This is a genomic window from Paenibacillus sp. BGI2013 (assembly GCF_002843485.1).
In the GTDB taxonomy this organism is placed as follows: domain Bacteria; phylum Bacillota; class Bacilli; order Paenibacillales; family Paenibacillaceae; genus Paenibacillus; species Paenibacillus amylolyticus.
Genome location: NZ_PJFA01000006.1, coordinates 51,161 through 76,644 on the forward strand (window position 1 = coordinate 51,161; position 25,484 = coordinate 76,644).

General features: G+C 48.3%; 26 protein-coding genes and 1 riboswitch. Of the genes, 5 read left to right on the plus strand and 21 right to left on the minus strand.

All coding sequences use genetic code 11. The features are described from left to right. Window positions 1-18: 18 nt before the first annotated feature. The 7 genes from CXK86_RS16130 to cobD all read right to left on the minus strand — a co-directional run bounded on the left by CXK86_RS16130 (window position 19) and on the right by cobD (window position 7,257). Window positions 19-831, minus strand: a complete 813-nt coding sequence (locus tag CXK86_RS16130; protein ID WP_076251577.1) for an ABC transporter ATP-binding protein — start codon at window positions 829-831, stop codon at window positions 19-21. After that, window positions 828-1,874 (minus strand): FecCD family ABC transporter permease, encoded by a 1,047-nt coding sequence (locus tag CXK86_RS16135; RefSeq protein WP_076251575.1) that lies wholly within the window; start codon window positions 1,872-1,874, stop codon window positions 828-830. The genes CXK86_RS16130 and CXK86_RS16135 overlap by 4 nt, the downstream gene beginning before the upstream one ends. Continuing rightward, window positions 1,871-2,869, minus strand: a complete 999-nt coding sequence (locus CXK86_RS16140; protein ID WP_047842049.1) for an ABC transporter substrate-binding protein — start codon at window positions 2,867-2,869, stop codon at window positions 1,871-1,873. The genes CXK86_RS16135 and CXK86_RS16140 overlap by 4 nt, the downstream gene beginning before the upstream one ends. Before the next feature lie 412 nt (window positions 2,870-3,281). After that, a riboswitch (cobalamin riboswitch) is annotated at window positions 3,282-3,430 on the minus strand. A 146-nt stretch (window positions 3,431-3,576) separates the two neighbouring features. Then, on the minus strand, window positions 3,577-4,263 hold the full coding sequence (locus CXK86_RS16145) for a histidine phosphatase family protein (RefSeq protein WP_083684496.1): 687 nt from the start codon (window positions 4,261-4,263) through the stop codon (window positions 3,577-3,579). Beyond that, window positions 4,254-5,234, minus strand: a complete 981-nt coding sequence (gene cbiB, locus CXK86_RS16150; protein WP_076251747.1) for an adenosylcobinamide-phosphate synthase CbiB — start codon at window positions 5,232-5,234, stop codon at window positions 4,254-4,256. The genes CXK86_RS16145 and cbiB overlap by 10 nt, the downstream gene beginning before the upstream one ends. Window positions 5,235-5,278: 44 nt before the next feature. Then, window positions 5,279-6,109, minus strand: a complete 831-nt coding sequence (locus CXK86_RS16155) for an adenosylcobinamide amidohydrolase (RefSeq protein WP_076251574.1) — start codon at window positions 6,107-6,109, stop codon at window positions 5,279-5,281. Then, window positions 6,106-7,257 (minus strand): threonine-phosphate decarboxylase CobD, encoded by a 1,152-nt coding sequence (cobD, locus tag CXK86_RS16160; protein WP_076251572.1) that lies wholly within the window; start codon window positions 7,255-7,257, stop codon window positions 6,106-6,108. The genes CXK86_RS16155 and cobD overlap by 4 nt, the downstream gene beginning before the upstream one ends. Before the next feature lie 189 nt (window positions 7,258-7,446). Here cobD and lplA point away from each other — a divergent pair, with 189 nt between their 5' ends. Next, window positions 7,447-8,451 (plus strand): lipoate--protein ligase, encoded by a 1,005-nt coding sequence (gene lplA / locus CXK86_RS16165; RefSeq protein ID WP_036610740.1) that lies wholly within the window; start codon window positions 7,447-7,449, stop codon window positions 8,449-8,451. Between the two features lie 287 nt (window positions 8,452-8,738). After that, the gene (locus tag CXK86_RS16170) at window positions 8,739-9,542 is read left to right on the plus strand and encodes a Cof-type HAD-IIB family hydrolase (protein WP_036610742.1); all 804 of its coding nucleotides are present in this window, start codon (window positions 8,739-8,741) and stop codon (window positions 9,540-9,542) included. A 172-nt stretch (window positions 9,543-9,714) separates the two neighbouring features. On the opposite strand, the gene CXK86_RS16175 is transcribed toward CXK86_RS16170, so the two are convergent. Then, complete coding sequence (locus CXK86_RS16175) at window positions 9,715-11,241, minus strand: NAD(P)/FAD-dependent oxidoreductase (protein WP_076251569.1); 1,527 nt, start codon at window positions 11,239-11,241, stop codon at window positions 9,715-9,717. 156 nt (window positions 11,242-11,397) lie between these two features. Here CXK86_RS16175 and CXK86_RS16180 point away from each other — a divergent pair, with 156 nt between their 5' ends. Further along, the gene (locus tag CXK86_RS16180) at window positions 11,398-11,967 is read left to right on the plus strand and encodes a TetR/AcrR family transcriptional regulator (protein WP_076251567.1); all 570 of its coding nucleotides are present in this window, start codon (window positions 11,398-11,400) and stop codon (window positions 11,965-11,967) included. Between the two features lie 64 nt (window positions 11,968-12,031). On the opposite strand, the gene CXK86_RS16185 is transcribed toward CXK86_RS16180, so the two are convergent. Then, window positions 12,032-12,970, minus strand: a complete 939-nt coding sequence (locus CXK86_RS16185) for a DMT family transporter (protein ID WP_076251565.1) — start codon at window positions 12,968-12,970, stop codon at window positions 12,032-12,034. A 120-nt stretch (window positions 12,971-13,090) separates the two neighbouring features. On the opposite strand from CXK86_RS16185, the gene CXK86_RS16190 reads away from it, so the two are divergent. After that, window positions 13,091-14,512 (plus strand): aminotransferase-like domain-containing protein, encoded by a 1,422-nt coding sequence (locus CXK86_RS16190; RefSeq protein ID WP_256720037.1) that lies wholly within the window; start codon window positions 13,091-13,093, stop codon window positions 14,510-14,512. 140 nt (window positions 14,513-14,652) lie between these two features. On the opposite strand, the gene CXK86_RS16195 is transcribed toward CXK86_RS16190, so the two are convergent. From CXK86_RS16195 to cysT, 11 genes are all read right to left on the minus strand, one after another. After that, window positions 14,653-15,279, minus strand: a complete 627-nt coding sequence (locus tag CXK86_RS16195) for an ABC-2 transporter permease (protein ID WP_076251564.1) — start codon at window positions 15,277-15,279, stop codon at window positions 14,653-14,655. Further along, complete coding sequence (locus tag CXK86_RS16200) at window positions 15,272-16,138, minus strand: ABC transporter ATP-binding protein (RefSeq protein ID WP_036610757.1); 867 nt, start codon at window positions 16,136-16,138, stop codon at window positions 15,272-15,274. The genes CXK86_RS16195 and CXK86_RS16200 overlap by 8 nt, the downstream gene beginning before the upstream one ends. A 5-nt stretch (window positions 16,139-16,143) precedes the next feature. Then, window positions 16,144-16,518, minus strand: coding sequence for a GntR family transcriptional regulator (locus CXK86_RS16205; protein ID WP_036610760.1), 375 nt, complete (start codon window positions 16,516-16,518; stop codon window positions 16,144-16,146). 227 nt (window positions 16,519-16,745) lie between these two features. Then, complete coding sequence (gene clpP / locus CXK86_RS16210; RefSeq protein WP_036610761.1) at window positions 16,746-17,327, minus strand: ATP-dependent Clp endopeptidase proteolytic subunit ClpP; 582 nt, start codon at window positions 17,325-17,327, stop codon at window positions 16,746-16,748. Between the two features lie 18 nt (window positions 17,328-17,345). Then, window positions 17,346-18,218 carry an RNA polymerase sigma factor gene (locus CXK86_RS16215; protein WP_036610763.1) on the minus strand — a complete coding sequence of 291 codons (873 nt, stop codon included), beginning with the start codon at window positions 18,216-18,218 and terminating at the stop codon, window positions 17,346-17,348. A gap of 118 nt (window positions 18,219-18,336) precedes the next feature. After that, the gene (locus tag CXK86_RS16220; RefSeq protein WP_076251562.1) at window positions 18,337-19,143 is read right to left on the minus strand and encodes an MBL fold metallo-hydrolase; all 807 of its coding nucleotides are present in this window, start codon (window positions 19,141-19,143) and stop codon (window positions 18,337-18,339) included. Window positions 19,144-19,426: 283 nt separating this feature from the next. Next, window positions 19,427-19,873 (minus strand): hypothetical protein, encoded by a 447-nt coding sequence (locus CXK86_RS16225; protein WP_036610767.1) that lies wholly within the window; start codon window positions 19,871-19,873, stop codon window positions 19,427-19,429. A 157-nt stretch (window positions 19,874-20,030) separates the two neighbouring features. Then, the gene (locus tag CXK86_RS16230; RefSeq protein WP_076251560.1) at window positions 20,031-21,095 is read right to left on the minus strand and encodes a sulfate ABC transporter substrate-binding protein; all 1,065 of its coding nucleotides are present in this window, start codon (window positions 21,093-21,095) and stop codon (window positions 20,031-20,033) included. 25 nt (window positions 21,096-21,120) lie between these two features. Beyond that, window positions 21,121-22,185 (minus strand): sulfate/molybdate ABC transporter ATP-binding protein, encoded by a 1,065-nt coding sequence (locus CXK86_RS16235; protein WP_036610770.1) that lies wholly within the window; start codon window positions 22,183-22,185, stop codon window positions 21,121-21,123. 1 nt (window position 22,186) lies between these two features. Beyond that, window positions 22,187-22,984: a sulfate ABC transporter permease subunit gene (locus CXK86_RS16240; RefSeq protein WP_036610772.1), complete on the minus strand. Its 798-nt coding sequence runs from the start codon at window positions 22,982-22,984 to the stop codon at window positions 22,187-22,189. Then, window positions 22,981-23,796, minus strand: a complete 816-nt coding sequence (gene cysT / locus CXK86_RS16245) for a sulfate ABC transporter permease subunit CysT (protein ID WP_017689978.1) — start codon at window positions 23,794-23,796, stop codon at window positions 22,981-22,983. The genes CXK86_RS16240 and cysT overlap by 4 nt, the downstream gene beginning before the upstream one ends. Window positions 23,797-24,289: 493 nt before the next feature. On the opposite strand from cysT, the gene CXK86_RS16250 reads away from it, so the two are divergent. After that, window positions 24,290-24,691, plus strand: a complete 402-nt coding sequence (locus CXK86_RS16250) for a secondary thiamine-phosphate synthase enzyme YjbQ (RefSeq protein ID WP_036669103.1) — start codon at window positions 24,290-24,292, stop codon at window positions 24,689-24,691. Between the two features lie 189 nt (window positions 24,692-24,880). Here the strand turns inward: CXK86_RS16250 and CXK86_RS16255 are convergent, their stop codons facing one another. Further along, window positions 24,881-25,483 carry a TetR/AcrR family transcriptional regulator gene (locus CXK86_RS16255; protein WP_036669101.1) on the minus strand — a complete coding sequence of 201 codons (603 nt, stop codon included), beginning with the start codon at window positions 25,481-25,483 and terminating at the stop codon, window positions 24,881-24,883. Between the last annotated feature and the right edge of the window lies 1 nt (window position 25,484).

Genomic DNA, 25,484 nt, shown 5'->3' on the forward strand with positions numbered 1-25,484 from the left:
TGGGTTGCCCCGTTTCATTTAATCGATGTCCCGCCGCAACAGCAGTTGAGGTATGGCATGGTCGGGATGAGAGACAATCGCGGGTTTGACGCGAAATATATCCTGGATATTCTCATCGTTGATCAATGTATGAGGCGTACCCTTTCCAACCGCCATGCCCTCACGCAGCGCCAGAATGTGATCGCAAAATAACGCGGCCAGATTCAGATCATGCAGCACAGCCACAATCGTAATGTTATTTCTCTGTCGCCATGCCGATAACAATTCCATGAACTGCAATTGATATTTAATATCCAGAAACGTGGTCGGCTCGTCCAGCAGCAGCAACCGCGGCTCCTGAGCCATAACTTTGGCTAGTGCGACCCGCTGACGTTGCCCGCCGCTGAGTGCATCCAGCGGTCTGTCCGCCAGTTCTGTCAATCCCAGGTCTTCAAGCACCCTGTCCACTACAAGTGCCCCATCACCCGTTTCCCGCCCCAGCCAGTTCTGGTATGGATATCGCCCCATCTCCACCACGTCTCTTACAGGATAGGAGATGGCTGGCAAGCCATCCTGCTGCAATACAGCGATCATGCGTGACAGGTCCTTACGGCTGTAAGAGCCGATATCTCGACCATCGATACGGATCTGACCTTCGTTTAACTGTTCCGTTCCGGCAATAAGCTGGATCAGGGTGGACTTGCCGCTGCCGTTTGGTCCGACAACTCCCCACCAGTCACCTTCGCCAACATGCCAGTCTACATTGTGCAGTGCCTGATGATTGCCATATGACTTCCCTGCTCCCTTAATGGAGATAAGTGAAGTCGAGTTGAAACTGGTACTGGAATTCATGGCATCATCCCCTTCTGCAACTTTTTGTTCCGGTTCAGCAGGTAAGCAAAGAACGGCGCACCAACAAAGGCGGTGACAACACCGAGCGGAATTTCAGTTGGTGCCAGCAACGACCTTGCAATGGTATCGGCCCACACCATGAAGATCGCTCCACCAATGGCAGACAAAGGTACCAACAGTCGGTAATCCGGTCCCACCAGCAGCCGCAACATATGCGGGATCACCAATCCAACGAATCCGATGACACCCGATACCGAGACAGCCCCAGCAGTCAACAATGTGCCAACTGCCAGCACCGACAACTTGAGCCTGTCCACTCCGATCCCGATATGTGACGCTTGACGTTCTCCCAGTGCAAGCACATTCAATGAGCGTGCGCGGCTCCAGAGAAAGACCAGCCCTAACAGAAAATACGGGAAAAGGATGGCCGTATACGACCACCCACGCAGAGCCAGACTTCCCATCGTCCAGTATATAATTTCATTAATCGTCTGTTTCGACATGGTCGACAGGAAGGAAACAACTGCGCCCAGGAAACTTTGCATGACCACACCAGCCAGAATGAGGCTATGTGTAGGTATTTTACGCCCTTCACGAGCCAGTGCCATAACAAACCATAACGTGATTACACCCGTCAAAAACGCCACCAGTGGCAACGTCCAGATTCCGATCAGTGCATACTGCAATCCGAAGAAAATCAGAAAGGCTGCACCCACCGAAGCACCGGATGATACGCCCAGGGTGAACGGGTCTGCCAGCGGGTTCCGAAGAACCCCCTGGAATCCCGTACCGGCAATTGCCAACGATGCGCCCACGAGCACGGCAAGCAGTACACGTGGGAATCTGACTTTCCAGATAATCTGTTCGGCTGCCTTATTCCAATCCGCTGTAATCCAATCGCCCACCCAGGGAATTTTGTGAATCAGGATGCCTGCAATATCCCGGATCGGCAACGCTACTGAACCAATGCCCGTGCAGATGAGCACGGTGAGCACCAGCAGCACCATGCCCGTCGTTCCGAACAGGATCAGCTTTTTACTCATTGGAACAAGTCAGGGTAGATCGCTTTGGCTACTTCTTTCAACCCTTGAGTTACACGTGGACCCGGACGGCTCAGCAGGTTGGCATCCAGGCCAATAACCGCGTCATTTTTCACAGCCGTAATTTGATCCCAGCCGCTGCGCGCCTTGATGATCTGATCCAGTGTTTTGGAGTTTTCATCAATTACATCGTTGGCATACAGGATCACATCCGGGTTGGAGGCAATCACGTTCTCTTCATTAATTTCATACCAACCCTCTTTGTCCGAAGCAATATTGCTACCACCAGCTACAGTGATGAGTTCATCCATGAATTCGCCTTTACCCACAGTCCAGCCCGGGGAGAATTCAACGTATACTTTTTTCTTCTCTTCCGGTTTAACTGCCTTCACCGCTTCGGTTACATCCGTCACGTCCTGTTTCATCTGTGTGATGATTTCTTGTGCTTTTTCCTGATGATCGGTGATTTTACCGAAGGTTTCGATATTGTTCATCACATCGTCAATGGATTTAGGATCCGTTTTAAAAATGGTAATGCCCAGTTCACGCAGTTTCTTCACTGCATCTTCGCTCATGGAGATACCTGTGAAGACAATGTCGGCTTCAGCTGCAATAATAGACTCTTCATTGGGCTTGGTGATACCGCCCATTTTAGCTTTGGTTGTTGCCGCTTCCGGATAATCATCATAGTCGGATACACCAACGATCTGGTCGTCCAAACCAAGGGCAAACAGGGATTCCGTCTCAGCCGGAGACACGGATACGATTTTGGCCGGTGCCTTTTCAAAGGTGAACGATTCACCCGTTGCATCCGTAACGGTAAGTGGATATTGTGTTTTGAGGTCCGTCTGCGCCTGGCCTTGGGACTGCTCCTGTGCCGGTTGCTGTGAAGTACCTGTGCCCTCGTTTGTTGTTGCATTGCCACATCCGGCCAAAGCCAGTGCGAGTGCCGCTGCACTTAGCAGGGACGCTACGTTTTTCCAATTCTTGAAATTCATTCTGTTATTCTCCCCTTCTCTATTTGTACTATTTTCTTGCATCGTGCTCAAACTCTTACTCCCCATGCCTTGGTGTTCCTGTGTAAGGTTTGAACTGCAATATTTACACGCTAACGGAGAGTGCAGAACCAATCTGAAGAAACGAAGTGTTCGCCTTTATCACCGGATTTTCCCTTTCAAAAAAGGGAATCAAAAAATCTGGGGATAACAGCGATCGGAAGATGGTACTGCAATCGGAGTGACCTCGTGTAAAATTGGTCTCGGTTCATCTTACATGAACAATAAAAAATCCCCAATCCATACGTCCAGGATCAGGGATGACGTCTCGCATATGGCGATCTGTACATGTTCAACCAAGGGTTGTCCATGCGCATAGAATAGCCCGAAACGCTGTCCTTTCCTCGAAGGAACACCGGTTTGTACGTCCAGGGCAGGTAACCTGACTTACAGGAATCATCCTGTTTTACAGTGGCGGGACCGTGCCGGATTTGCACCGGCTTCCCCATTTCACCCTTGTGTGTTCATGACTCATACTAATTTGCCATGAAAACAGCCTTCACACGCGGGACCCTTGGTCGCTGATATGGTAAACCATTGTCGTGTAATTTCTGCATGCTACATACTCGTTCAGGCTTCACACCTGCAGCGTATCTGTATCCATGCTGAAGTCACACTTCTGTTGTGATTATAGGGTATATTGTACATCCTTACAACCCGATCGGCGGAAAAGTCACTCTGCTGCCAAACCACTGATTCCCCTGTTGATCAAGCTGAACCTGAATCGCCTGTCCCGGTACTACATGTGTATCCCAGAACCCAAGCCCGGCAATCAGACGGGACAAGGCATACCGGATGACACCACCATGCGTAACCACAACTATGGTTGACTCGCGCCCCTCATCAACGTGCATCGAAGAACGCCCCTCCAACAACATCTCTCGAAGAAAGGAATCTAACCGTCCGGTAAACTCCTGCCACGACTCCCCTCCGGGCGGAGTGACCTCCTGCGGCGCATCAATCCAGTTTCGGTATTCAGGGTTATCCTTGAGTTGCTCATACGTCAGCCCTTCCCACTGTCCAAAATCATTCTCGCGCAGGCGCGAGTCGAACTTCACCTGTCCGATGGCATCAGGAAGAATCTGTTCCAGCGTCTGTCGGCAGCGAAGTAGATCACTGCAATATACCTCATTCCACGAAACACCGCTCAATTGTTCATGAAGCGGAGCCAGCTCTTCTTTGGCATTTGGCAGCAGACCGATGTCGGTATGCCCCAGGTATCTTTTTTCCACATTCCACAACGTTGTCCCATGACGGACCCACAGAATGTTTCGTTTCAGCGGCCCGGGTTGATCCCTATGTACTTCATTGCCTGCATTCTCTTCATTTACGGCCATAACAACGTCCCTCCTGCCAGCCACACACCCAGCGTTATGAACACGCATAGTACCACAAAAGCCCCTGCCGACCAGAACATCAGACGTGACGTTTGCACAATATCCTCGGCTTCCATCGGCCGTGTGGCTTCACCCATGTAGGCACGAAATGAAGCAACGCCGTGATACACGTTATGTCCGCCAAGCCGGATGCCCAGTGCTCCAGCCACCGCTGATTCGGGAAAACCGCTATTCGGACTTGGATGTAGTCTTGCATCCCGTGCAACCATGCGTGCTGCTCCTTTGGCGTCCAGCTTCATGACCCAGGCACCCACGATTAACAGAATCGCGGTCAGCCGGGCAGGTATCCAGTTCGCCACATCATCCAGACGGGCCGAGGCCCAGCCAAGATGCAGATACTTGTCATTTTTATATCCGACCATGGAATCCAACGTGTTGACGGCGCGATAAGCCATGGCTAGTGGAGCTCCTCCAATGAGCGCATAGAATAAAGGCGATACAATGGCATCAACGATATTTTCGGCAACTGTCTCTACCGTTCCCCGCACAACCTCGGGTTCATCCAGATGCGCCGTATCACGTCCAACAATCATGCCCAGTGAACGTCTGGCCGCCGGCCAATCCTGCTGCTTCAGATGACGATATACTTCCATGCCTGCATCCTTCAGTCCTTTTGAAGCAATGGTCGTTGCTATGAGCACCACTTCAGCTACTGTTGCAATGACAGGGTCGATTAGCCCAAGCAGATATACGAGTCCCCATGTGATGGCAAAAGACCCCCCCGCAATCACCATCGGGAACAACAGCCCGGCTCTCTTCAGTCCCGAATCTGTGATCACACGCGAGCGAATAACACGCTCCAACGCCGAGATGCCTTTTCCCATGCCAATCACGGGGTGGGGAATCCAGCGCGGATCTCCGATACATCGGTCCAACAGGTACGCTAGTATAATAATCCAGGCTCCCGCCATGCCTGTCCAGAACGGCCAGGTCCATAGATGCTCCAGCTCAAAAGTCATTTGTTCCTGACCCTCTCTTTCCATAACAGTCCGGCCCGAAGGCTCTCTGTCACCGTGTCGTATACCAATCTGCCAATCGCCGCCCCTGCCGTAGTCGCTGTCCCGGCATAAGTGATCATCGGCTGAGGTTCCTCCACTGCCTGACCTACCGCAATCACAATGGCGTCGGTTGTGGTGCCGGTAGCGGGCAACCCGTTCTCCGAATCCAGAACACCCGCATCCGCCAGCGCGGCCGCTTTGGCTTCCACCGCCGTCTGTACTGCATTCACCATCGCCCCGGTGGTCATGCGTCCATTCAACCAGAGCATGATGTTAATTGTACCCGGGACATAGGATGGCATCGTCAGATTCCGTGCTGAAGGAGCAGAGCGCTTCCTGCCGGAAGACATCGTCTTATTTCCCGCCGCATCAAATACCGTTCTCTCCGATCCCGCTCGTGCGGCATTTGATACACCCGCAGTGGTGCAGCACAGAAGGCCAAATTCCTCACTTGTATATTCCTGAATGGAGCTATGCTCCAGCCTTACGGCCGTCAATAATCCGGCACATTGATCGCGTGGCTCATGCCATTCATTCAGCGCTTGTTCGATATCACGCGGCGGATCATCACAGCGGTAATGCCTGTCCACATAGATGTTAAATATGCGATCCAGTTCAAGCATCCCGCCGCCATATACCGCACTCGACAGCGCTTGGGCAGACCTTGGGCTCTGAGCTTTGATATGTCGTTCATGTGCGGATATCTTCAGTCCCGGCCAGGAAGAGGAAGCATATTCATTCTCTTCTGTTTCTCCATTCGTAAAGTAGTTATAAAACGGGAGTGTCATTGCCGCTTCCCTCCCTGTTCCTCATCTTTCGTCTGATCGACATTCGGATATCCCTTGGTTTCCAGCACGCTGCCCAGCCCTTCCAGTAATGTAGCATTGGCATCTGCATCCTTGACCGCGAAACGTACATGCCCTTTGTCAAGCCCCGGATACATGGCACAGCTACGAATCAGAATGCCTCTTCGGCCCAGCGCCTCCTGCATTGATGCCGCTGTCCAAGGGGCCGGCACACGTGCCAAAATAAAATTCGCCTCTCCCGGTGTCACCGTACATCCGTACGCCTTCAGCCCTTCGATGAGACGCCCCCGTTCCCGCGTGATCTGTGACATGGTCTCCTGTTCGTACCGTTCTCCACTGCGCAGACAGGCTTCCCCTGCCATGAGCGCCAGACCGTTGACACTCCAGGTCACCTGTTTCTTTGTCATCGCCTGAATGTATTCGGCACGGCCCAGAGCATATCCGAGACGCAAGCCCGGTATGGCATAAAACTTTGTCATCGAGCGAATGATGATCACATTCGGATAGTCATTCAGTTGTGCTGCCAGGGACTGACGCCGGTCTACCGGAATAAAATCCATAAAGGCCTCGTCAATGACAAGTACGGTTCCCGTTTCTTCCGCTTTGCGGGCAAGCCTCTGTAATACCTCAAGCGGATATTGTACACCGTTTGGATTGTTGGGCTGGCCGAGGAAGAGCAGGTCTACCTTTTCCATGAGCTGCTCGATGTCCTCGGGTTCCGCTCGCCACGCCAGTTCTTCTCTTCCCTCCGTATGCACCACCTCGGCACCGAATTGTCGTGCCAACGCCCGGTACTCCGAGAATCCCGGTTCCACGGTACCCACCTTGCGCGGGGCAAGCCCCAGCAGAATGAGCGCCATGCTTTCGGCTGCGCCGTTGCCCACGGAAATCTGCTCCTGCATCACACCAAGACGCTCGCTCAGTAGTGCTTTGAATTCCCGATGCGCCGGATCGGGATACCGAATCACCGACTGCAATCCTTGCTGTATAGCCTCCAGCACCCCTCTGGGTGGACCGAGTGGATTAATGTTGGCACTGAAATCCAGAAAATCAGCGGCTTCCCTCCCAAATCGTGACGCAGCCGTCTCCACGTCCCCGCCATGTCCGAACACTTCGATATAACCGGTCATTCTTCCGTCATCCTTTCTGTATGTCCTTTTTATTATGGATGGCACGGGAGGTGTGGGTCAATCCTGTTTTCTTTGTGTCCCAACCATAATTCGTTTACAATAGAAGAGGAATTTCGGTTCCTTTTGATATACAAGGTTCACTACATAAGGGACTAGCAATCCCTCACATACATTAATGGAGGAATGACCATGCTGTTTGTAGACAACCAGGGCATTACAGATCCTTCTGTAAACCTTGCGATTGAGGAGTACATTCTGAAACATCTGCCGATGGAGGATGACAGCTATCTGCTGTTCTACATCAACCGTCCGTCGATCATCATCGGAAAACATCAAAATACGATTGAAGAAATTAATATCGAGTACGTTCAGGATAACGGTGTGCAGGTGGTTCGTCGTCTTTCTGGAGGCGGAGCGGTATATCACGATCTGGGCAACCTGAATTTCAGCTTTATTACAGCGGATGACGGTCAATCCTTCCACAATTTCCGCAAGTTCACCCAACCTGTGGTTGAAGCTTTGCACGAGCTTGGTGTAAATGCCGAGTTGACCGGGCGTAATGATCTGCAAGTCGGCGAAAAGAAAATTTCGGGCAACGCCCAGTTTTCCACACGTGGGCGCATGTTCAGTCATGGCACATTGATGTTTGATCTGAATCTGGAGCATGTTCAGGCTTCCCTGAACGTCAATCCCGAAAAATTCAAATCTAAGAGCACCAAATCCGTGCGCAGCCGGGTCGCCAACATACGGGATCTGATTGACACCAACCTGACGATTGAGCAGTTCCGCGATGAGCTGTTACGTCACATTTTCAGAATGGAGCCACAGGACGTCCCGCAATACAAGCTGACTGACAAGGACTGGGACAAAATTAAGGAAATCTCCGCTGAGCGTTATAACAACTGGGACTGGAACTATGGCTTGTCTCCGGAAAGCAATGTGAAGCACACACGCAAATTCCCTGTTGGCATCATCGATCTGCGCATGAACATCAAGGATGGACGCATCGAAGATATCAAAATCTTTGGCGACTTCTTCGGTGTAGGCGATGTGGCGGATATCGAAAATATGCTGCGCGGCAAGAGGTATGAGGAAACCGAGGTGCGTACAGCTCTGGAAGGTCTGGATGTAAAACATTACTTCGGCAACCTTGAGCTGGAAGACTTTATCGGCCTTGTTTTTTTGGAAGAGTAGGTATATAAGTTCAACCCAAGAATGTTTACACCTGCCACTCCGATGACAGAATAACCTTCCGATCGCTGTTATCCCCAGATTTTTTGATTCCCTTCTTCAAAGGGAAAATCCGGGGATAGCTTATGCTTCCGATGTAGCTTTCTTTAAGAAAGCTTTCAGGCGAACGCTCCGCTTCTTCAGGTTTTTTCTGTCCTCTCCGTTATCGTGTAAAACGTTTAGTTGAACTGATATAGATTAAGTCGGGTATAGATACAAATAGATACAGATAAAAAAGGAGAGAAACACAGATGAGCTACAAATTGATTGCAATCGATATTGATGACACACTGATCAACGACAACAAGGAAGTAACCCCTGCTACACAGACTGCACTGGAACAAGCAGTTGCCCATGGTGTAACTGTAACGCTGGCGACTGGACGTGCTTATGCTTCCGCACAAGCACTGGCTCGTCAAACAGGACTTAACGTGCCGATCATTACGTATCAAGGCGCATTGGTGAAAAACCTGCTGGACGAAAAAGTCCTCTATGAGCGTTACGTTCCACAGGAAGCTTCCCGCAAATTGTATGATTACTGCCTGGAGAACAATCTCCACCTTCAAACATACATTGACGATAAGTTATATGCCCGTGAGGAAAACGACAAGCTGCGTGATTATGCCAAATTAAACGGCACCCAATATTACATCGAATCTGATTTCATCAAAGTCATCGAACAAAAAACACCAAAGTTGCTTATTATCGATGAGCCAGACTACTTGGATAAGGTTGCCGTTGACTTGCGTGAATTGCTCGGACCTCAAGTCCATATCACAAAGTCCAAACCTTACTTCCTGGAGATCATGCACAATGAAGGAACTAAAGGTCACGCCCTGACCTTCCTGGCTGACCATTTCGGTCACCAGCTCAGCGAGTGTATTGCCATCGGCGACTCCTGGAACGACCATGAGATGCTCGAAGTTGCTGGTCTTGGTGTAGCGATGGGAAATGCCATTCCTGCGCTGAAAGAGCTGGCAGATTACATTACGGCGAGTAATAACGAAGACGGCGTGAAAGAAGTTATCGAGAAGTTTGTGCTGAACGCAGAGTAAATAAGATCAACGAACAGCCCAGTCGGCGAATTTCGCCGTGCAGGGCTGTTTTTTTGATTTTTAAAATATGTTCATTATCCTATTTAGCGATTATATTTGGTATATTTTTCTGTTATTTTTTATGTTTTGAGAGCAACAATGCGGTAACTTTCACGCACCACGATTTATTGTTTTACTTACTCATGGCATGCTGGAAAGACTCAAGCAGTTTTTTTATTTGCCCATCAAATTCCAGTTGAAATGACGGAATGATCTCATCTATTCTTTGCTGGAATAACTCCGGATCTTGGACACCAAGCTCTGCTCTTAACTCCATTTCTTCTTTGGAACCATTGTCGTTCAGGATCATGTTCAGGATTTCACCTTTAAAGTATTCACTTGGAGGAAGGATTAGAGCATTCATCAGGAACTGGGTAAAAAAGAGATCTTTATTATTTTCCTGACTCGCCTTTTTCATCGCCTGCTTAGTAAACAAGTTTATATACTTCTGAGCAAACGCAACCCCTTTCATTCGGGAAGGCCCAACATGTTCGACCCCTTTCCAACGCAGATCGGCCACAGAACTAAGCCACCAGGCCGGTTCAATGGCCTGCTGCATACGAAGCAACACTTGGCGCTCAAACTGCGGCTCAGGATGCATTCGCTGCTCATCCAAACATTTCGCTATGGTCTCGGCTTCAATTGCAGCGACCGTCATGCCTTGACCATGGATCGGATCGAAGCTGCAAAATGCATCGCCAAGGACAAGTAATCCGGAGGGCCAATTCTCCATCAGTTCAAAATGTTGACGGACAGACTCGGAAATACGGTATCCCCGCGGTCCTTGAAACGGCTCCAACTGGTCTGCCAAAGCTACGATTTCATCCGAAGCAAACAGATGTTTGATTTGCTCTTGGAACTCATCCGGATGGGTTGGAGGATATTCATCTCCTCCTGCGTTGAACAGTAATAGTCCAGCGATATCATTTTCAATGCGCCACAACATGCCTGCACGAGTTCCTTGCACAGGATCGGACTCTGTTATCACCGTTCCCCAATCATTTTGAATAGAGGATGGTATCTTATAATAGCGGGTGCTGTAACCAAGCGACACCTTCAGCACTTCCGGCTCAGGCACGGACAACCCTATCTGTTCAAGCCATCTGATCAATTTGGAAGAACGTCCCGCGGCATCAATAACCATATCTGCTACAAGCATTGCTTCCCGGTTATCCCGGCCTCTTTCTTTGGTATACACGCCTGTAATCAAACGCTGATCTTCTGATGCCATTAACCCGGTAACTTCCGTACTCGTTAAGAAACTTATATGATCTATGTTCTGGACTCGCTGACGCAGTACCCATTCCAGCAGGGCTCTGCTGCTCGATGCAATTTTGAATGAGGAAGCAGCATTCGCCATATTAACTAATGTACCGTAGCGATTGGCAATCATAAACTTCTCTTCATGTGAAGGAATGGCACCAAGCGCGACCAATTCGTCATTGTATCCGGGAAAGTAGTGTTCCAGAATGAGTCCGCCGCGCGGTAATACACGATGTGGATGAAAGGATTGAGGCACACCCTGCCGATTCGTCGGCTCAGAAGGCAATTCATCTCGCTCAATGATACATACCTCATCATAATAATCAGATAACATCCTTGCAGTGATTAACCCTGCAATACCTGCCCCGATTACCACAGCTTTTTTCATGTCGGACATCGCCACTTCATCCTCTCTAATCCATCATATTTTATCTACACTTGTAGCCCTATCAAAAAATTACTTATAATACCAATATACACTTGAAATCTCGTATCATGTAAGAATCAATGTGTTGATACTATATAGCTAAACTACAATAAGGAACTGATGTAGATGAAAATGATTGATAAAAAGGTGGATTTGAGAGTTACCCGAACTCATAAATTGTTAACGATGGCGCTACTCGATCTGTTATGTGAGAAAGGCCAGCTATTCAGCAACATCACAATTAATGAGATATGTGACAAAGCTATGGTTCACCGAACAACGTTTTACAAACATTTCAAGGATAAATTTGCTCTACTGTCCTCCACCCTAACTTGGGTCCTTCGGGATTATTTACACATGAATGTAGAAGACCGGTTACAGCAGCCTTTGCAAAGCATATCTAAAATTCTGTTTGGAAATGTACTGGAGACAATTGTGCAGACCCAACAGAAGGATGAGGGGTTTAACAACTTTTTCATACATTATATCGGAGAGATATTCAGACGGGATTTTCTGGAATTGAAGAGAAGAGGTAAACAATTTTCACTTCCCATAGAACTTGTTGCCGAGTTTCACTCGGGGGTGATTCGTTTACTTGTGATGTGGTGGATACAACATTTCGAAGAAAATGTCACGGCAGAACAGATGGATGAATATTACTACCTACTGGTTAACGAGAATATCATGTTGAAATAACAAACAGCTCAACCTAAAATCAATGGCTGATTTTGAGATTGAGCTGCATACCTTCAAACTTTACCTATTTTAAAACAGATTCGGAAGCCTGCACTGTCATCCTCCCACGACTTCTTTTCTTCAACCAACCGCTCACCTTCTCATTCATCGCCAGCAGACCTGAAACGACCAGCACTACACCGATCCATGTAACCCAGCTGACATGCTCACCGTAGACAACAGCACCAAGCCCTACGGCAATGGGTGGTGAAATGTATAACCATGTTGCTGGAAACAACGGGTTGGTACGCGACATAATCCAATAGAACAGACTATGCCCCACCATGGAGCCGATGACAGTCAAATAGATGATCGACGAGACGGCAGGCACCCAGTCCAGAGCAGACATATTCCACGATTCCGTTCCGACCGAGAGCAGGGATAACAGCAGTCCCCCATACATCATCTGCACCGCATTGATCGCTACAGGACTAGCCTCCTTGAACTGATGAATAACCTTTTTGGAGTACAATGCACCTGCTGAATAACAGACTTCCCCCACTAGTACCGCGATACAACCCCACATGAATAGGGAACCTGCACCAAGCGATACACCTGGCAACACAACCAGTACCACACCGGTGAACCCGATCAGGCAGCCCACAATCATACGGGCAGATGTTTTTTGCCGTAACAGCGCCGTCTGCATCAACATAATCATCAGCGGCCCTGTCGCTGACAGAATGGCACCCACACCCGAGCTCACATGCTGTTCAGCCCAATATAATGTGGCAAAAGTGCCGAAGGTCAGCCCCGCTCCCGTTAACAACATCTCCTTGCGGAACAGGAGCGACCAGCTCACTTGGCCCTTCATCCTCATCCATGCAAACATCAGCGCTCCCGCGATTAAAAATCGCAATCCGGCTGACAGAAAAGGCGGCATGCCTGCCTCTACTCCAATTTTAATAGCCAGAAATGTTGTACCGAAAATAAGACACATAACCGTAAATGCAATCCCCACCATGATAACCACTCCTTTATCTGTTCTCCATCATATCTCATGGTCTACAGAACAGAATGAACAAAACAGAACAGTTTTCTCCCATTAGCTGTTACAATAGAGTTCAAAAGGAGTGTGAGCCGGGTGGGCAGAACCATGATGATGACAGATAACAGCCTGAAATTATATGAGCAAGTCATCCATTATCTCGTTGTACGTATAGAAGCGGGAGAGTGGGCCGAACATGAAAAACTGCCATCTGTACGAAGCCTGTCCGAGCTACTCGGCGTACATCGTCTGACCGTATTCAAAGCCTATCAGGAGTTAAAAGAACGTGGGAATGTTTATGTGAAGGATAAGTCTGGCTATTATGTCAGCCCAGCGACTCCATTCTCAGTAACGGATCAGGCGGATGATCCCGCCGTGTCTGCCTGGCTGCATTGGGATTCACTAGCACGGGTACAGTCCCTTGAAGCAGAATACCAGTTTTCCAAATCGTTAATCGATCCCTCTCTGCTGCCCAACCGTTATTGGGGAGAACTAATGCGTGATCTGCTAGATCAATATCCCCGTTTGCTCGGAACGTATTCCACGATTCAGGGAGATCTGGAGTTGCGAAGTGCGCTGGCAAGCCATCTAACGAAAAAAGAACGCTTCTATCTCTCCGCAGACGAAGTGCTCATTACATCGGGGGCCCAGCAAGCGATTGACGTCATCTCGCGGACGCTGGTCAAACCCGGGGATCGGGTGTTGATGGAACGGCCTACGTATGGACCAGCAATGGAGATTTTCCGTAAACAAGGTGCTCGTCTGATCTTTACGGATATTCACTCGGATGGCTATGATCTGGAGCAGATCGAACATCTGATGAAATCGGAGAAACCACGCTTATTCTACACGACGCCAACTTTTCATAATCCAACCGGCGTTAACGTTCCAGTAGAACAGCGCAAGCAGTTACCTGAACTAGCAGAACAGTATGGTTGTTTTCTGCTCGAAGACGACAGCACCTATGATATCTATTTTAAGGAGAAACCTCCTGCACCGATTTTCACCTATGACACCACTGGACACACTCTGTACATTCGCAGTTACAGCAAGTATGTTGCACCCGGGCTGCGGATTGCAGCCATCATATGCCGTAAGCGTTTCATGCCAGGACTACAGGCTGTAAAATCACTGACAGATAACGGATCGCCCCTTCTGAACCAGAAGCTTTTTCTCCGTTATTTTCAGTCAGAACGCATGCATCAACATCTGTCCAAGCTGCGGACCGCCATCCAGCTACGGATGGAAGTGATGGAACAATCTCTGCTGGAAACGGACTGGACGTGGACCCGGCCGGAGGGCGGACTCAACTTTTGGGTGGAGCTTCCTGAGGGTGTGGATACAGGGAGACTGCTCCACCTATGCATGGAACAATCCGTTGCCTTTGTACCCGGAACCGTATTTGATTCTTCGGATAATTCAGCTAGCCGCAAGCTACGTTTGTCCTTCTCTTATGCGCATGAGCAGCAGATTCGGGAAGGGATGAGCAGGCTCATTACGCTTGCGAAAGAAATGTAACATTTTGATACTCTTGGATTGAAGCCAATCCGAAGAATATCAAGTGCAATTGCCCTCTCACCCTGCTGCATCAAAAAAAGTCGCCTTATGGCGACTTTACTTTTGGTGTTCTATATTCTCTACCTGCACCCGCTCTGTGCTTAAAGGTCTTTTCTTGCAAACAGGCGGATCGTAATAAGATAAGACACTACAAACAAACCTATAATGCCTATAGAAACCGATGCCATTGTCGTTGTGGTAATCATACCGTTCTCGTTGGCCATACTCATGAGGTACGCAACGGGTTGCGCCAGTATAATCATGCAGACCATGAATATCGCATTGATGATACCAGCACCTTTTTTGCTAAGTCCGTAGAAAAGAGGCATGTATATGGAAACTAATACAAGCACCATGCCTACGGCAATGACAATATCCCTAAGTGAATAATTCGGCTTGTTCAGTTCAGGATAATTCAGGTTCACAAGCTGGTGAATCCCAAACGACGCGAGTACCCCGAATAACGTATAGATTATAGCAGAAAGGTACTTGGCTTTTACAATCTGTTTGCGGCTAACGGGGAGTGTGACCAGGAAATTGTGATTATGGTTTTTGATATCAATCATGGTTGCCAGCATGACCGAACCAAAGGCTGTGTAGATGCCTACAAAATACATTGACATTTCACTCTTAGGTATAAAGGCGAGACTAAATACCACCAGGTATAACCCAATCGTCCACAGTGAACTTTTTAGTACAATGAAATCTTTACGAAGCAAGTTAAGCATATTTGCGTCCTCCCTTCGCCGTAAAATAAATGAGGTCTTCTAACGTAGGTCTTTGTAAAAGAGCTAACCTGCCAAATAACTGTTCGGCCTCTGCCTTATGATCCGACAATGCTTCAAAACCAACGGCTGTCTCGCGTATTCCGATGAAATGTTTCCGAATGTCGGAATCAAGCAGACCCATATCCCCTTTTACAATCGTATACCTTTCCAGCACATCATCTTTTGCCTCGTTAAACACCAGTTTCCCTTGATTAATAAACGTAATGTAGTCTGCAATACGTTCCAGATCCGTCGTAATATGCGTTGAGAAAATAATAGACCTTGTTTCGTCCTGTATCATATCTGCAAGCAGATCAAGCAGTTCCCGCCTAAACACAGGATCAAGCCCGGATGTCGGTTCATCCATAATCAGCAGATCCGCTTCATGCGACAAAGCTACGGCGAGAGAATACTTAATCTTCATGCCTTTTGACAGATCCTGGATTTTCTTTTTGGGAGACAGTTCGAACTGATCCAAGTAGTCATTGAACGCTTTATTATCCCATTTGGTGTAAAAAGGAGCGATCATTTGTGTCATCTCCCGGATCGTTAGATGCTCATAATAAAAGCATTCATCTGACACAATGCCAAGGCGTTGCTTGATATCAACTTCCTGATTTGGCATCTCACTGCCCAATGTCTTGAGGCTCCCCTTATCGGGCTGGATCAGACCCGTGATCATTTTGATCAAAGTACTCTTTCCCGCCCCATTCGGACCAATAAGTCCCGTGATATACCCTTTTTTCACATCCAGAGATACATTATCTACTTTAAATAAGGGATACGTTTTGGTTACATTACGTAATTCGATAGCGTTCATTATGCTTATTCCTCCTCAACCAACAATGTAAGATGATGGATTACATCCTGTGAACTCATGCCCAGTTCTCTGCTCTCACGAATCACTTCGAGCATCTTTTCTTCCAATTGTTTCATCCGCCGCTCTCGAATAAAGTCCTGATTGGCTCCGGATACAAAGCTCCCTTTGCCTACAACTGAATCGATCAGTTTCTCCTTCTCCAGCTCTTCATAGACACGTTTAGTTGTAATAACACTGACTTGCAGATCCTTGGCGAGCTGCCGAATGGAGGGAAGACTATCTCCAGCAACCAATTCTCCGCTCAAGATGCTCTGTCTGATCTGAGTTAGAATCTGCATGTAGATCGGATCGCTCGAAGCATTCGATATTAAAATGTTAATCTTTCCTCACCTCATTGATGTTACGTAGTTTCCAGTAGGTATAGTGTGTATATATAATATATACACTATACCTACCGATGGTCAATCTTTATTTCACATTATTCTCATTCTGATTCGATCCATAGACACGGGCTAGCTAATCTGGACGACAAAAAGAGGACGTCAGTTTCCTGTTCGTCCTCTTGATTAATCAAGCCCGAAAGGTCATATGACCTCCCAGGCTAATGTTATGTGCTGGATATGACCTTATCCACCAATCCATATTCGACTGCTTCCGCAGCGGTCAGGAAATAGTCTCGATCCGAGTCCTTCTCAATCCGCTCAATCGACTGCCCTGTATGGTCGGCTAACAGCTTGTTAAGACGCTGACGATGCTGAATGATACGGTTAGCATGAATCAGCATATCCGACGCCTGCCCTCGCGTACCGCCATGTGGCTGATGGATCATGATCTCACTGTTTGGCAATGCCATACGCTTGCCTTTTGTTCCACCTACCAGCAATATCGTGCCAAAGCTTGCCGCCATACCTGTACAGATTGTGGAGATATCCGGCTTCACAAATTGCATCGTGTCATAGATCGAAAATCCTGCGGTCACCGACCCACCAGGACTGTTGATGTACATCTGGATGTCCTTCTCCGGGTCCTCTGCAGTCAAAAACAACAACTGAGCCACGATGGCATTTGCCATCTGATCCTCAATTTCTCCAGACACCATAATGATCCGATCTTTGAGCAAACGTGAATAAATATCATAACTCCGCTCTCCGCGAGCTGTCTGTTCCACTACATAGGGTACTACATTCATGTGTGTCGCCTCCTCGGTTTAGGCAACCATGTTGACCGTGTACCCACCTCCATACGACATCGAGTTCATACTAGAAGTGGAGTACCCGTACATCATTGGCTGCATGGATGGAGACGGCAAAGCCTGCTGCAAAATCGTGCCCGCCACAGCCATCGGATCATCAGTCTGATTCAGGCACAGATCAATAATTCGAGCTGTATCTCCATTACGAAATGCCAGCAGATAGCTGCGCAGTTCCTCCCGATTGTCCTCGACTGCGCCTTCCTCATACTGCAATTCAGCGTCCGATTGTTCCAACCTGTGCCTCACTTCAGCTATGGCAGAGCGAGCACGACTTAACGCTGCTTTCACAGCGCCTTCTGTCGTATCCAGCATTTCCGCAGTCTCTGCCGCCCTATAACCCATTAATTCACGTAATACATATATCACTCGCTGCCACGGTGGTAGCGTATTTACAAGAAGTTGTACGGCAGACTCCAATTCCTCGAATCGCCTTTCCTCCTCCATTTCGTGAAGGAGCGGCTTCAAGCTATCCAGTTTATAAGCCAATCTCTCCCGCTGACGTAAGATATCAATCCAGCTGTTGCGAGCAATACGAATCAGATAAGCTTCCCAGTTTATATCTTTATTCATCCCGGAAGTTCCAACCACTCTCGACGACAACACTTTGAGACAGGTCTCCTGAACCAGATCCTCCGTGTCTGGAACTGATTTCGTCAGAGATAGACAATACGCATACAACGAACCCATCAGATCGGGTAGTACGGTATGGATGCTTGGGTTCAATTGATTTTTTCTGTCGTTGCCATTAAATTCAATATTGAATTTATCTTGTTTACCATCATCATGTGGTCTGTTGATTCTGCAATCCACGGACTTCACAAAGGCCATCTTGGGGGCCCCCCTTTGCTGGTTCCTGATTGATTTTGACTTACACTATGTAAACGAAGAACCCCTTGTAAAGGATACGCTCTTCTGAATTTATTTTTGTTACGCTAGTTAAGTTGAGTTACGCATTCGTTTCCAGCTTTAATGTTCCAAGCGGCACCTTCATCCCGGTAAGGGCAATCGTAATACTTCCATCCAGATTATAATTCTGCCGTACATCGACGTCATGAGACATATGTGTAAAATATGTATGACCTGGCTTCAGTTCCCACAGCAGCTCCTGCGCCTCACGCATATCGTACACGGAACGTGTTGAGAATTCCGCACGCTCATGCACAAAGCTTGTTCCAAGCACCAGCAGATCCAGTCCGTGCAACGGCTCTTTCTCGGCATCCTTCAGGTCAATAGCGTCTGAACAATACGCCCAGCTATACCCACCCTGATCCAATCGATAGGCGTACGAATACCCGTTATGTCCATGGCATACTTTCCAGGAATGTACCTTCCAGCCGCCTAGTTCAATATCATCATCCGTTTCCAGAAAGTCCATATGACGAGCCAACCAAGGAAACTGTCCCTGAATGGCGGCAATCACTTCACGTGGTGCATACAAACGCCCCTTTACACCCAACCAGCGGCATGCATCCGCCCATTCTGGCAATCCTCCAATATGGTCAAAATGGGCATGAGTGATGAGCAGCGTATGCACCATACGTAATCCCTGATCCTCCATCTGTGATCTCCAGTCTGGTCCGCAGTCAATCATGAACTGTTCACCCGCACCATCCCCACCACCGTCAATCAGAACAGAAGAGCGTTTCCGTTTATTCTCTCCCGTAAGCCTCGCCTCTGTACATACGTCGCAATCACAATACACACGTGGAACACCCATCGCATCGCCTGTGCCCAGAAATGTTAGCTGATCCAATCCGCATTCCCCCTGAATTAATGATATGTAGATTGTAATCGTCCACCTCCGTTTTTGCAAAAAAAAGACCATCCCGCTGCAGTTCTCCACTGCAATTCGGGACAGTCTGTGGTCTGACCGTTCACCGTCAGACTTTAATTCCATGCTTCGCTCCATTCGGGAGCGTACGCTTCGTCAGCATGTGATGCAACCTTATAAGCGGGTCATCCGCATGAAGATCAGGCCTTACCTTTTACACAGGCCACGACTAATTAATTCGAGTCACACCCACCTATCGCTGGAATTATACCAGTGCTCGCAGCTTCAATGTCAGTTCCCGACCCGCAGGTACATCCTTCGAATCCGTAATGACCCAGTTCGATGCAAGCCGCTTCGCCAGTACCTCTGCCTGCTCCGGTTTCAACTGTAATCCGGTGATGATTCCTTCACCCACTGTGAAGTCTTTCTCGGGCTGTACCTTGAAGGCTTTCTCCAACCAGATTCCAAGTCCACCACGCGTGTTAAAGGTAATCCGGTAGCCATCTTTTACTGCTGCCTCCAGATTTTCACCATGCTCATCCGCATACGAGAAAAATTCGTTATATCGGTATTCCTCTTCAGACACGGCGTCAAAAGCGGAAACGTCTTTCGCTTGAATAGCTTTTAAAATTTCTTCCTCAGTCATCCCCTTACCGCGGGCCTGCTCCAGTCGAATTGCTGTACTTTGGGATAATTTGATCTCTGCACTCATCCAACTCACACCTTCCTGCTAGTACTATGTAACAATCATGATTCAGTATACCTCTATTATAACCTTTTGGCAGTAAAAAACCTCCATCTCTACTTCCATTGAAATGAAGGTTTAGTATCTACATGCTCGCTTACCTATTCGATTACATCAGCAATACTCATAATCCAGCGAGCACTTGATACCACACGCCGCGTTTGGAGTACAACGTACTGCGTACCTCGTCCCATCCACCCAGATAGTTGATATCAAATAGTCCTTCTGGCGTTGGGAATGTCGACTCCGTCTGTGCAAATACATCCGGATCTACTGAACGAAAACCATGCTTGGCAAAAATACGCTGTGCATCTGGTGTACGCAGATATGCGACAAAAGCTTCCGCAAGTTCACGATTCCCATGTTTATCGGCATATTTATTCACCACAACTGTCGGGTTCTCAATCAGGATCGTATTCTTCGGAATGACGATGTCATAATCTACACCTTTGGCGATCCGGGCAAGCAATTCATTTTCATACGTGACGATGACATCACCGACACCATATTCGAATGCCGCCATCGAAGAACGCCCACTCTTGTCCAATGATTCAACGTTACGATGTACCTGTTCGAGAAAAGCCTTGGCTGCGGCAGGATCTTTCTTCCCCTCTTGCTCCTCCGACAGTTTCAATCCGGCACCATAAATGGCATTAATGTCCCATTGTGCGCCTCCGGATGTCTTTGGATTGGGGTACAGTACCTTCACTCCTGGCTTGGTTAAGTCCTGAAAATCACGAATACCGAGCGGGTTGCCCGCTCTTGTGCCCAGAACAACAATTGAACGGGTGATCATGCCCTCATTAGGGGTCTGTTTCCAATCAGAGCTAACCAGATCGGCTTTGACCAACTTCTCGATATCACTCTCCATCGCGAGCAAGGCCACATCAGCCTCGAATCCACCAACGATGGCTCTTGCCTGTGTGCCCGAAGCTTCATAGGATTCTTGAAAGTTAATCGTCTGTCCGGTTTTTGCCTTCCACTCCTCTTGGAACTTGGGTAGCAATTCGCCTACAGCATCTTTCGCTACACTATAAGCACCAATCACCAGCGTATTGGATGAATCGTTACCAGAGGGCTCGTTCTGTTCGCTTGACTCCTCCTGCTTGCTGCATCCAGCGGTCATGCAGACGAGCAGAAGCATGAGGGCGACATATAAGAGTATGGCTTTCTTCTTCCTCGTCTGCATGGGCAGCCCCTTTCTTCCACTTGATCTAAATCATCACCGGCATCGGATCTTCCTTCAGTCGGTTCTCAACCACCCAACTGTTGGAGTCATTGAACAGGTATGCACGGTGTACAAGGACGCGAATTTGTTGACCGATCTCCAATGTCGTTTTCTCCAGGGAACGATATGTGATTAACTTATGACCCTGTACATCCACCTCTACCATCCATTCACTGCCGCGGAAATGAAGATGTTTGACTGTGCCTTTTTCCGTAGCAGAAAGCATGGTGAACTCGTTTTTCAAACCGATCTCAATATACTCCGGTCGAATCAGCGCTTTGGTATGTTCACCCTCGACGGCATGTTCGAATCCTTTCAACTGGGAGGCATCCTCCACAACCGTAGACTCCCCGATAAATGTAGCGACAAACGGTGTCTGCGGGTTTTTGTAGATATCCCAAGGTGTGCCCTTCTGTTCCAGACGACCCTGACTGATAATCATAATCTCGTCCGCCACTTCAATCGCTTCATCCTGGTCATGCGTTACAAAAATCGAAGTGATTCCCACTCGCTCAATCAACTCACGCAACCATGAACGCAGTTCCTGACGGATCTTGGCATCAATGGCCGCGAACGGTTCGTCCAGCAATAACAGCTGTGGCTCCGGGGCGAGTGCTCTGGCAAAAGCAACACGTTGACGCTGCCCACCAGATAACTGATGTGGATAGCGCTGTTCGAAACCTTTTAACCCGGTCAATTCAACCAGTTCCATCACCCGATCACGGATCTGGGCTTTTGGCGTCTTCTTGACCTTGAGTCCAAAGGCGATATTCTCAAATACCGTCATATGTTTGAACAAGGCATAGTTCTGGAATACAAATCCGATGCCCCGCTCCTGTGGAGGCAGATGATTCACGACTTTTCCGTGAAAGCGAATCTCTCCGGAACCCGGATTCTCCAGACCCGCCAGCATCCGCAGAATGGATGTTTTCCCACCTCCGCTGGGTCCAAGCAGACCGATCAGATGGCCTTTGGCAATATCGAATGAGACATCTTTTACCGCATGAAAATCACCGAAATGTTTGTTCAGATCACGGACTTCTACATGCATATCAATGCACTTCCTTTCGCTTCTTGGCCCATTCCATCATGAGCAGCAGCCCGACGGAGAAGGTGACCAGCACCAATGCCACACCATTTGCGGCTGCTACATTAAAATTCTCTACATCCTGATACACCAGGGTTGTTGCTGTCTGCGTTTTGTTCATGATATTACCGGATACCACCAGCACTGCACCGAATTCCCCAAGCGAGCGCGCAACCGTCAAGACTAGACCATACACTACCGCCCAGCGGATCGAAGGCCATGTCACACTCCAGAACGTTCTCCAGCCGTAGGCGCCAAGTGTAGATGCGGCCTCCTCTTGCTGAGAACCGAGTTCCTGCAGTACAGGCATAACCTCTCTGACCATCAGTGGAAAGGTAACAAATAACGTCGCGATCACCATACCTGGGAAGGCATAGACCACATTGAATCCAACCCCTTCAAAAAAAGCACCCATAATGCTGTTAGGTCCCAACATCAACACAATCATCAAACCGCCAATGACAGGAGATACGGCATAAGGCAGGTCTACAATGCTGTTTAGCAGCCCTTTTATCCGTTCACTCAGCCATCCGGCACGAACCAGATAAAGAGCCATCATGATGCCAAACAATGTATTTAACAGGGTGACCACCAGAACCACCAGTCCGGTCATCATCAAGGCATGTAACGCCTCAGGACGCATTAACCCTTTCAGGAATCCACCTGCCCCGTCTTCAAATGCGCCAATAAAAATGCGTCCAAGCGGGATGATCAGCAGTACAATAAATACCGCAAACGTCAGTCCGATTAACAGTCGTCTCATCGTCTTCTCCCCCGCATCTGCACCAGATTGATCAGCCAGAGGATCAGGAAGGAGAGCGTCAGGAGCAACACGGATACAGCAGCAGCCCCCGTTGGATTATCACTTTCAATCTCCCCGTAGATAAATACGGAAGCAGTCAGTGTTCTTCCCGGAATGTTACCAGCCACCAGCACAACAGCCCCGAATTCAGCCAGTCCTCTGGAGAAAGCCAACATCCCCCCACTGATCATGCCAGGTGCCATGGAAGGCAGAATAACCTGCATGAACGTGCGAGCCTTGGATGCCCCCATCGTGTACGAGGCTTCTTCCTCGGAAGGATCTATTTCTTCCAGCAAAGGCTGCACTGCACGGATAACAAACGGAAACGTGACAAAGGTCATCGCGATAACAATGGCGGGCTGGTGAAATACAATCTCAAATCCCATAGATTCTGCCAGTTTCCCAATGGCACTGACCGGACCCAAAAGTAGCATAATCATCAAGCCGCCCACCGCTGTTGGCAGTGCAAACGGGAGATCAACCAGACTATTGAGAAACGATCGGCCCACAAAGCGATACCTTGTCAAAACCCAGGCGATCATCGTGCCCAAAACCACATTAATCAGCGTGGCAATGACAGCCAGCCGAATGGTCAGCAGTACGGCTTTCCACGCGATGGGGTCCATAATGCTCTGAACAAAGTTGCTCCATCCTTCAGAGAAGGAATTGACGTACACACCGATGATTGGAAGTACAATAAGTACGATAAAATATAACAATACGGTACTGCGGAATCCCCAAGTCCATCCCTTATGACGAAGAACGGTATTCATTGCTGCGTTCCCTCCCAGCCTCCGGCTTTAGCTCCGGTCGGCAGTCTTCCTGGCTTCAATACGACATTTTTCCTAAATTGGATGATATTACTTTAATATTATTCCCATTAGTCTACTTGGTTTTGCTTTTCTGATACTTTACCAGTTTGCAGTGCTAATCGTCAATGCTTTTATTGAATATAATTGGGCCACATATGAGAACGATTAATAAAAATCGCACTGTACACTGCGCAGCCAGAACAACCTTCCGATCACTGTTATCCCCAGATTTCTTTGATCCCCTTTTTAAGGGGAAATCCGGTGATAAAGGCGAAACTTATGCTTCCGAAGCAGCTTTCCTACAGAAAGCTTTTAGCTTCCGCTTCTTCAGGTTATTTCTGACCTCTCCGTTATTGCGCGATTCAAATATCCGTCTTCATATGTGGTTTGTTTGGTATGTAGTGGTTAAGGTACAATCGAGGGTAAGAAATGAGATCCTAAGGAGTGATTTAACATGTTATACAAGAAGAATATATCCACTTCCACACGAGATGAAATGAAGGATATCACATGGGACGTAAAGCAGGTTGTCCAGAGTAGCGGGGTGCAGAATGGGACGGTGCTCATCTACTGTCCACATACGACGGCAGGTATTGCCATCAACGAAAATGCAGACCCGGATGTGAAACACGATGTCTTGTTACGCCTGGATGAGGTGTACCCCTGGGAGCATCCCGAATATCGACATGCCGAAGGCAATACAGCCTCTCATCTGAAATCGATCACAACAGGACCATCACAGACGGTGATTATTCACGAAGGCAGACTGCTGCTTGGCCGCTGGCAAGGCATTTACTTTTGCGAATTCGATGGACCACGTGAGCGGGAGTACTTTCTCAAAATCATGGAAGGTTAGTTGGGTCCAATAGGCCTGCCACCTACTCGTTCATTTTTGCAAACACAAACAGGCGGTCCACCCTCATTTCGGGTCGGAGCCGCCTGACTTGGTCTACTGCGCATATTAACTTTCGCGAGACAACGTTATAAAGAATTAAAGTTATGACAAATCACCGCCCTGAAGTGTAGGGGTGCAACAACAGCGCCATTATTGGTCGCCAGGCTGCTGACCCAGATTGCGGCACAGCACTTTGACATGAGACAGCGCAGACGATTCAATCTCCACAAACGTTAAACGGTCCTGAATGTAATAAGAAATGAATCCGTGCATAGCCAAAAATAGCGTACGCGGTACCCTTTGAATATCCTCTTCCGTACAGTTCGCTTCATTCATATACTGCCTTATAATCGATGCAAACAATTCGAAGCAACGTCCCTGTTCGGTACGACAATAAGACAACAGTTCTTCGTCCCTGATCATAAACATAATTTCGTATTGGTATGGATTCTCCAGACCAAAGCGAATAAACTCCATCATAATGTGCTCTACCTTGCTCACATCATCACGAACTGGCCTGACCATGGCTTGTAGCAGCAAATGCCCCAAATGATTGAAATCTTCAACCACGATGGCATAGAATAGCTCTGCCTTTTCCTTAAAGTGATAATACAGCGACCCATGACTATAGCCCAGATGCTGGCCGATGCTTCGCATCGAAATGGCGCGGTATCCTTTGGTAATAAAAAGGTGCCTCGCCGCCTCCAGTATCCGCTCCCTCGACAACTCCTGTTCGACTGCTCTTCTAGCCATA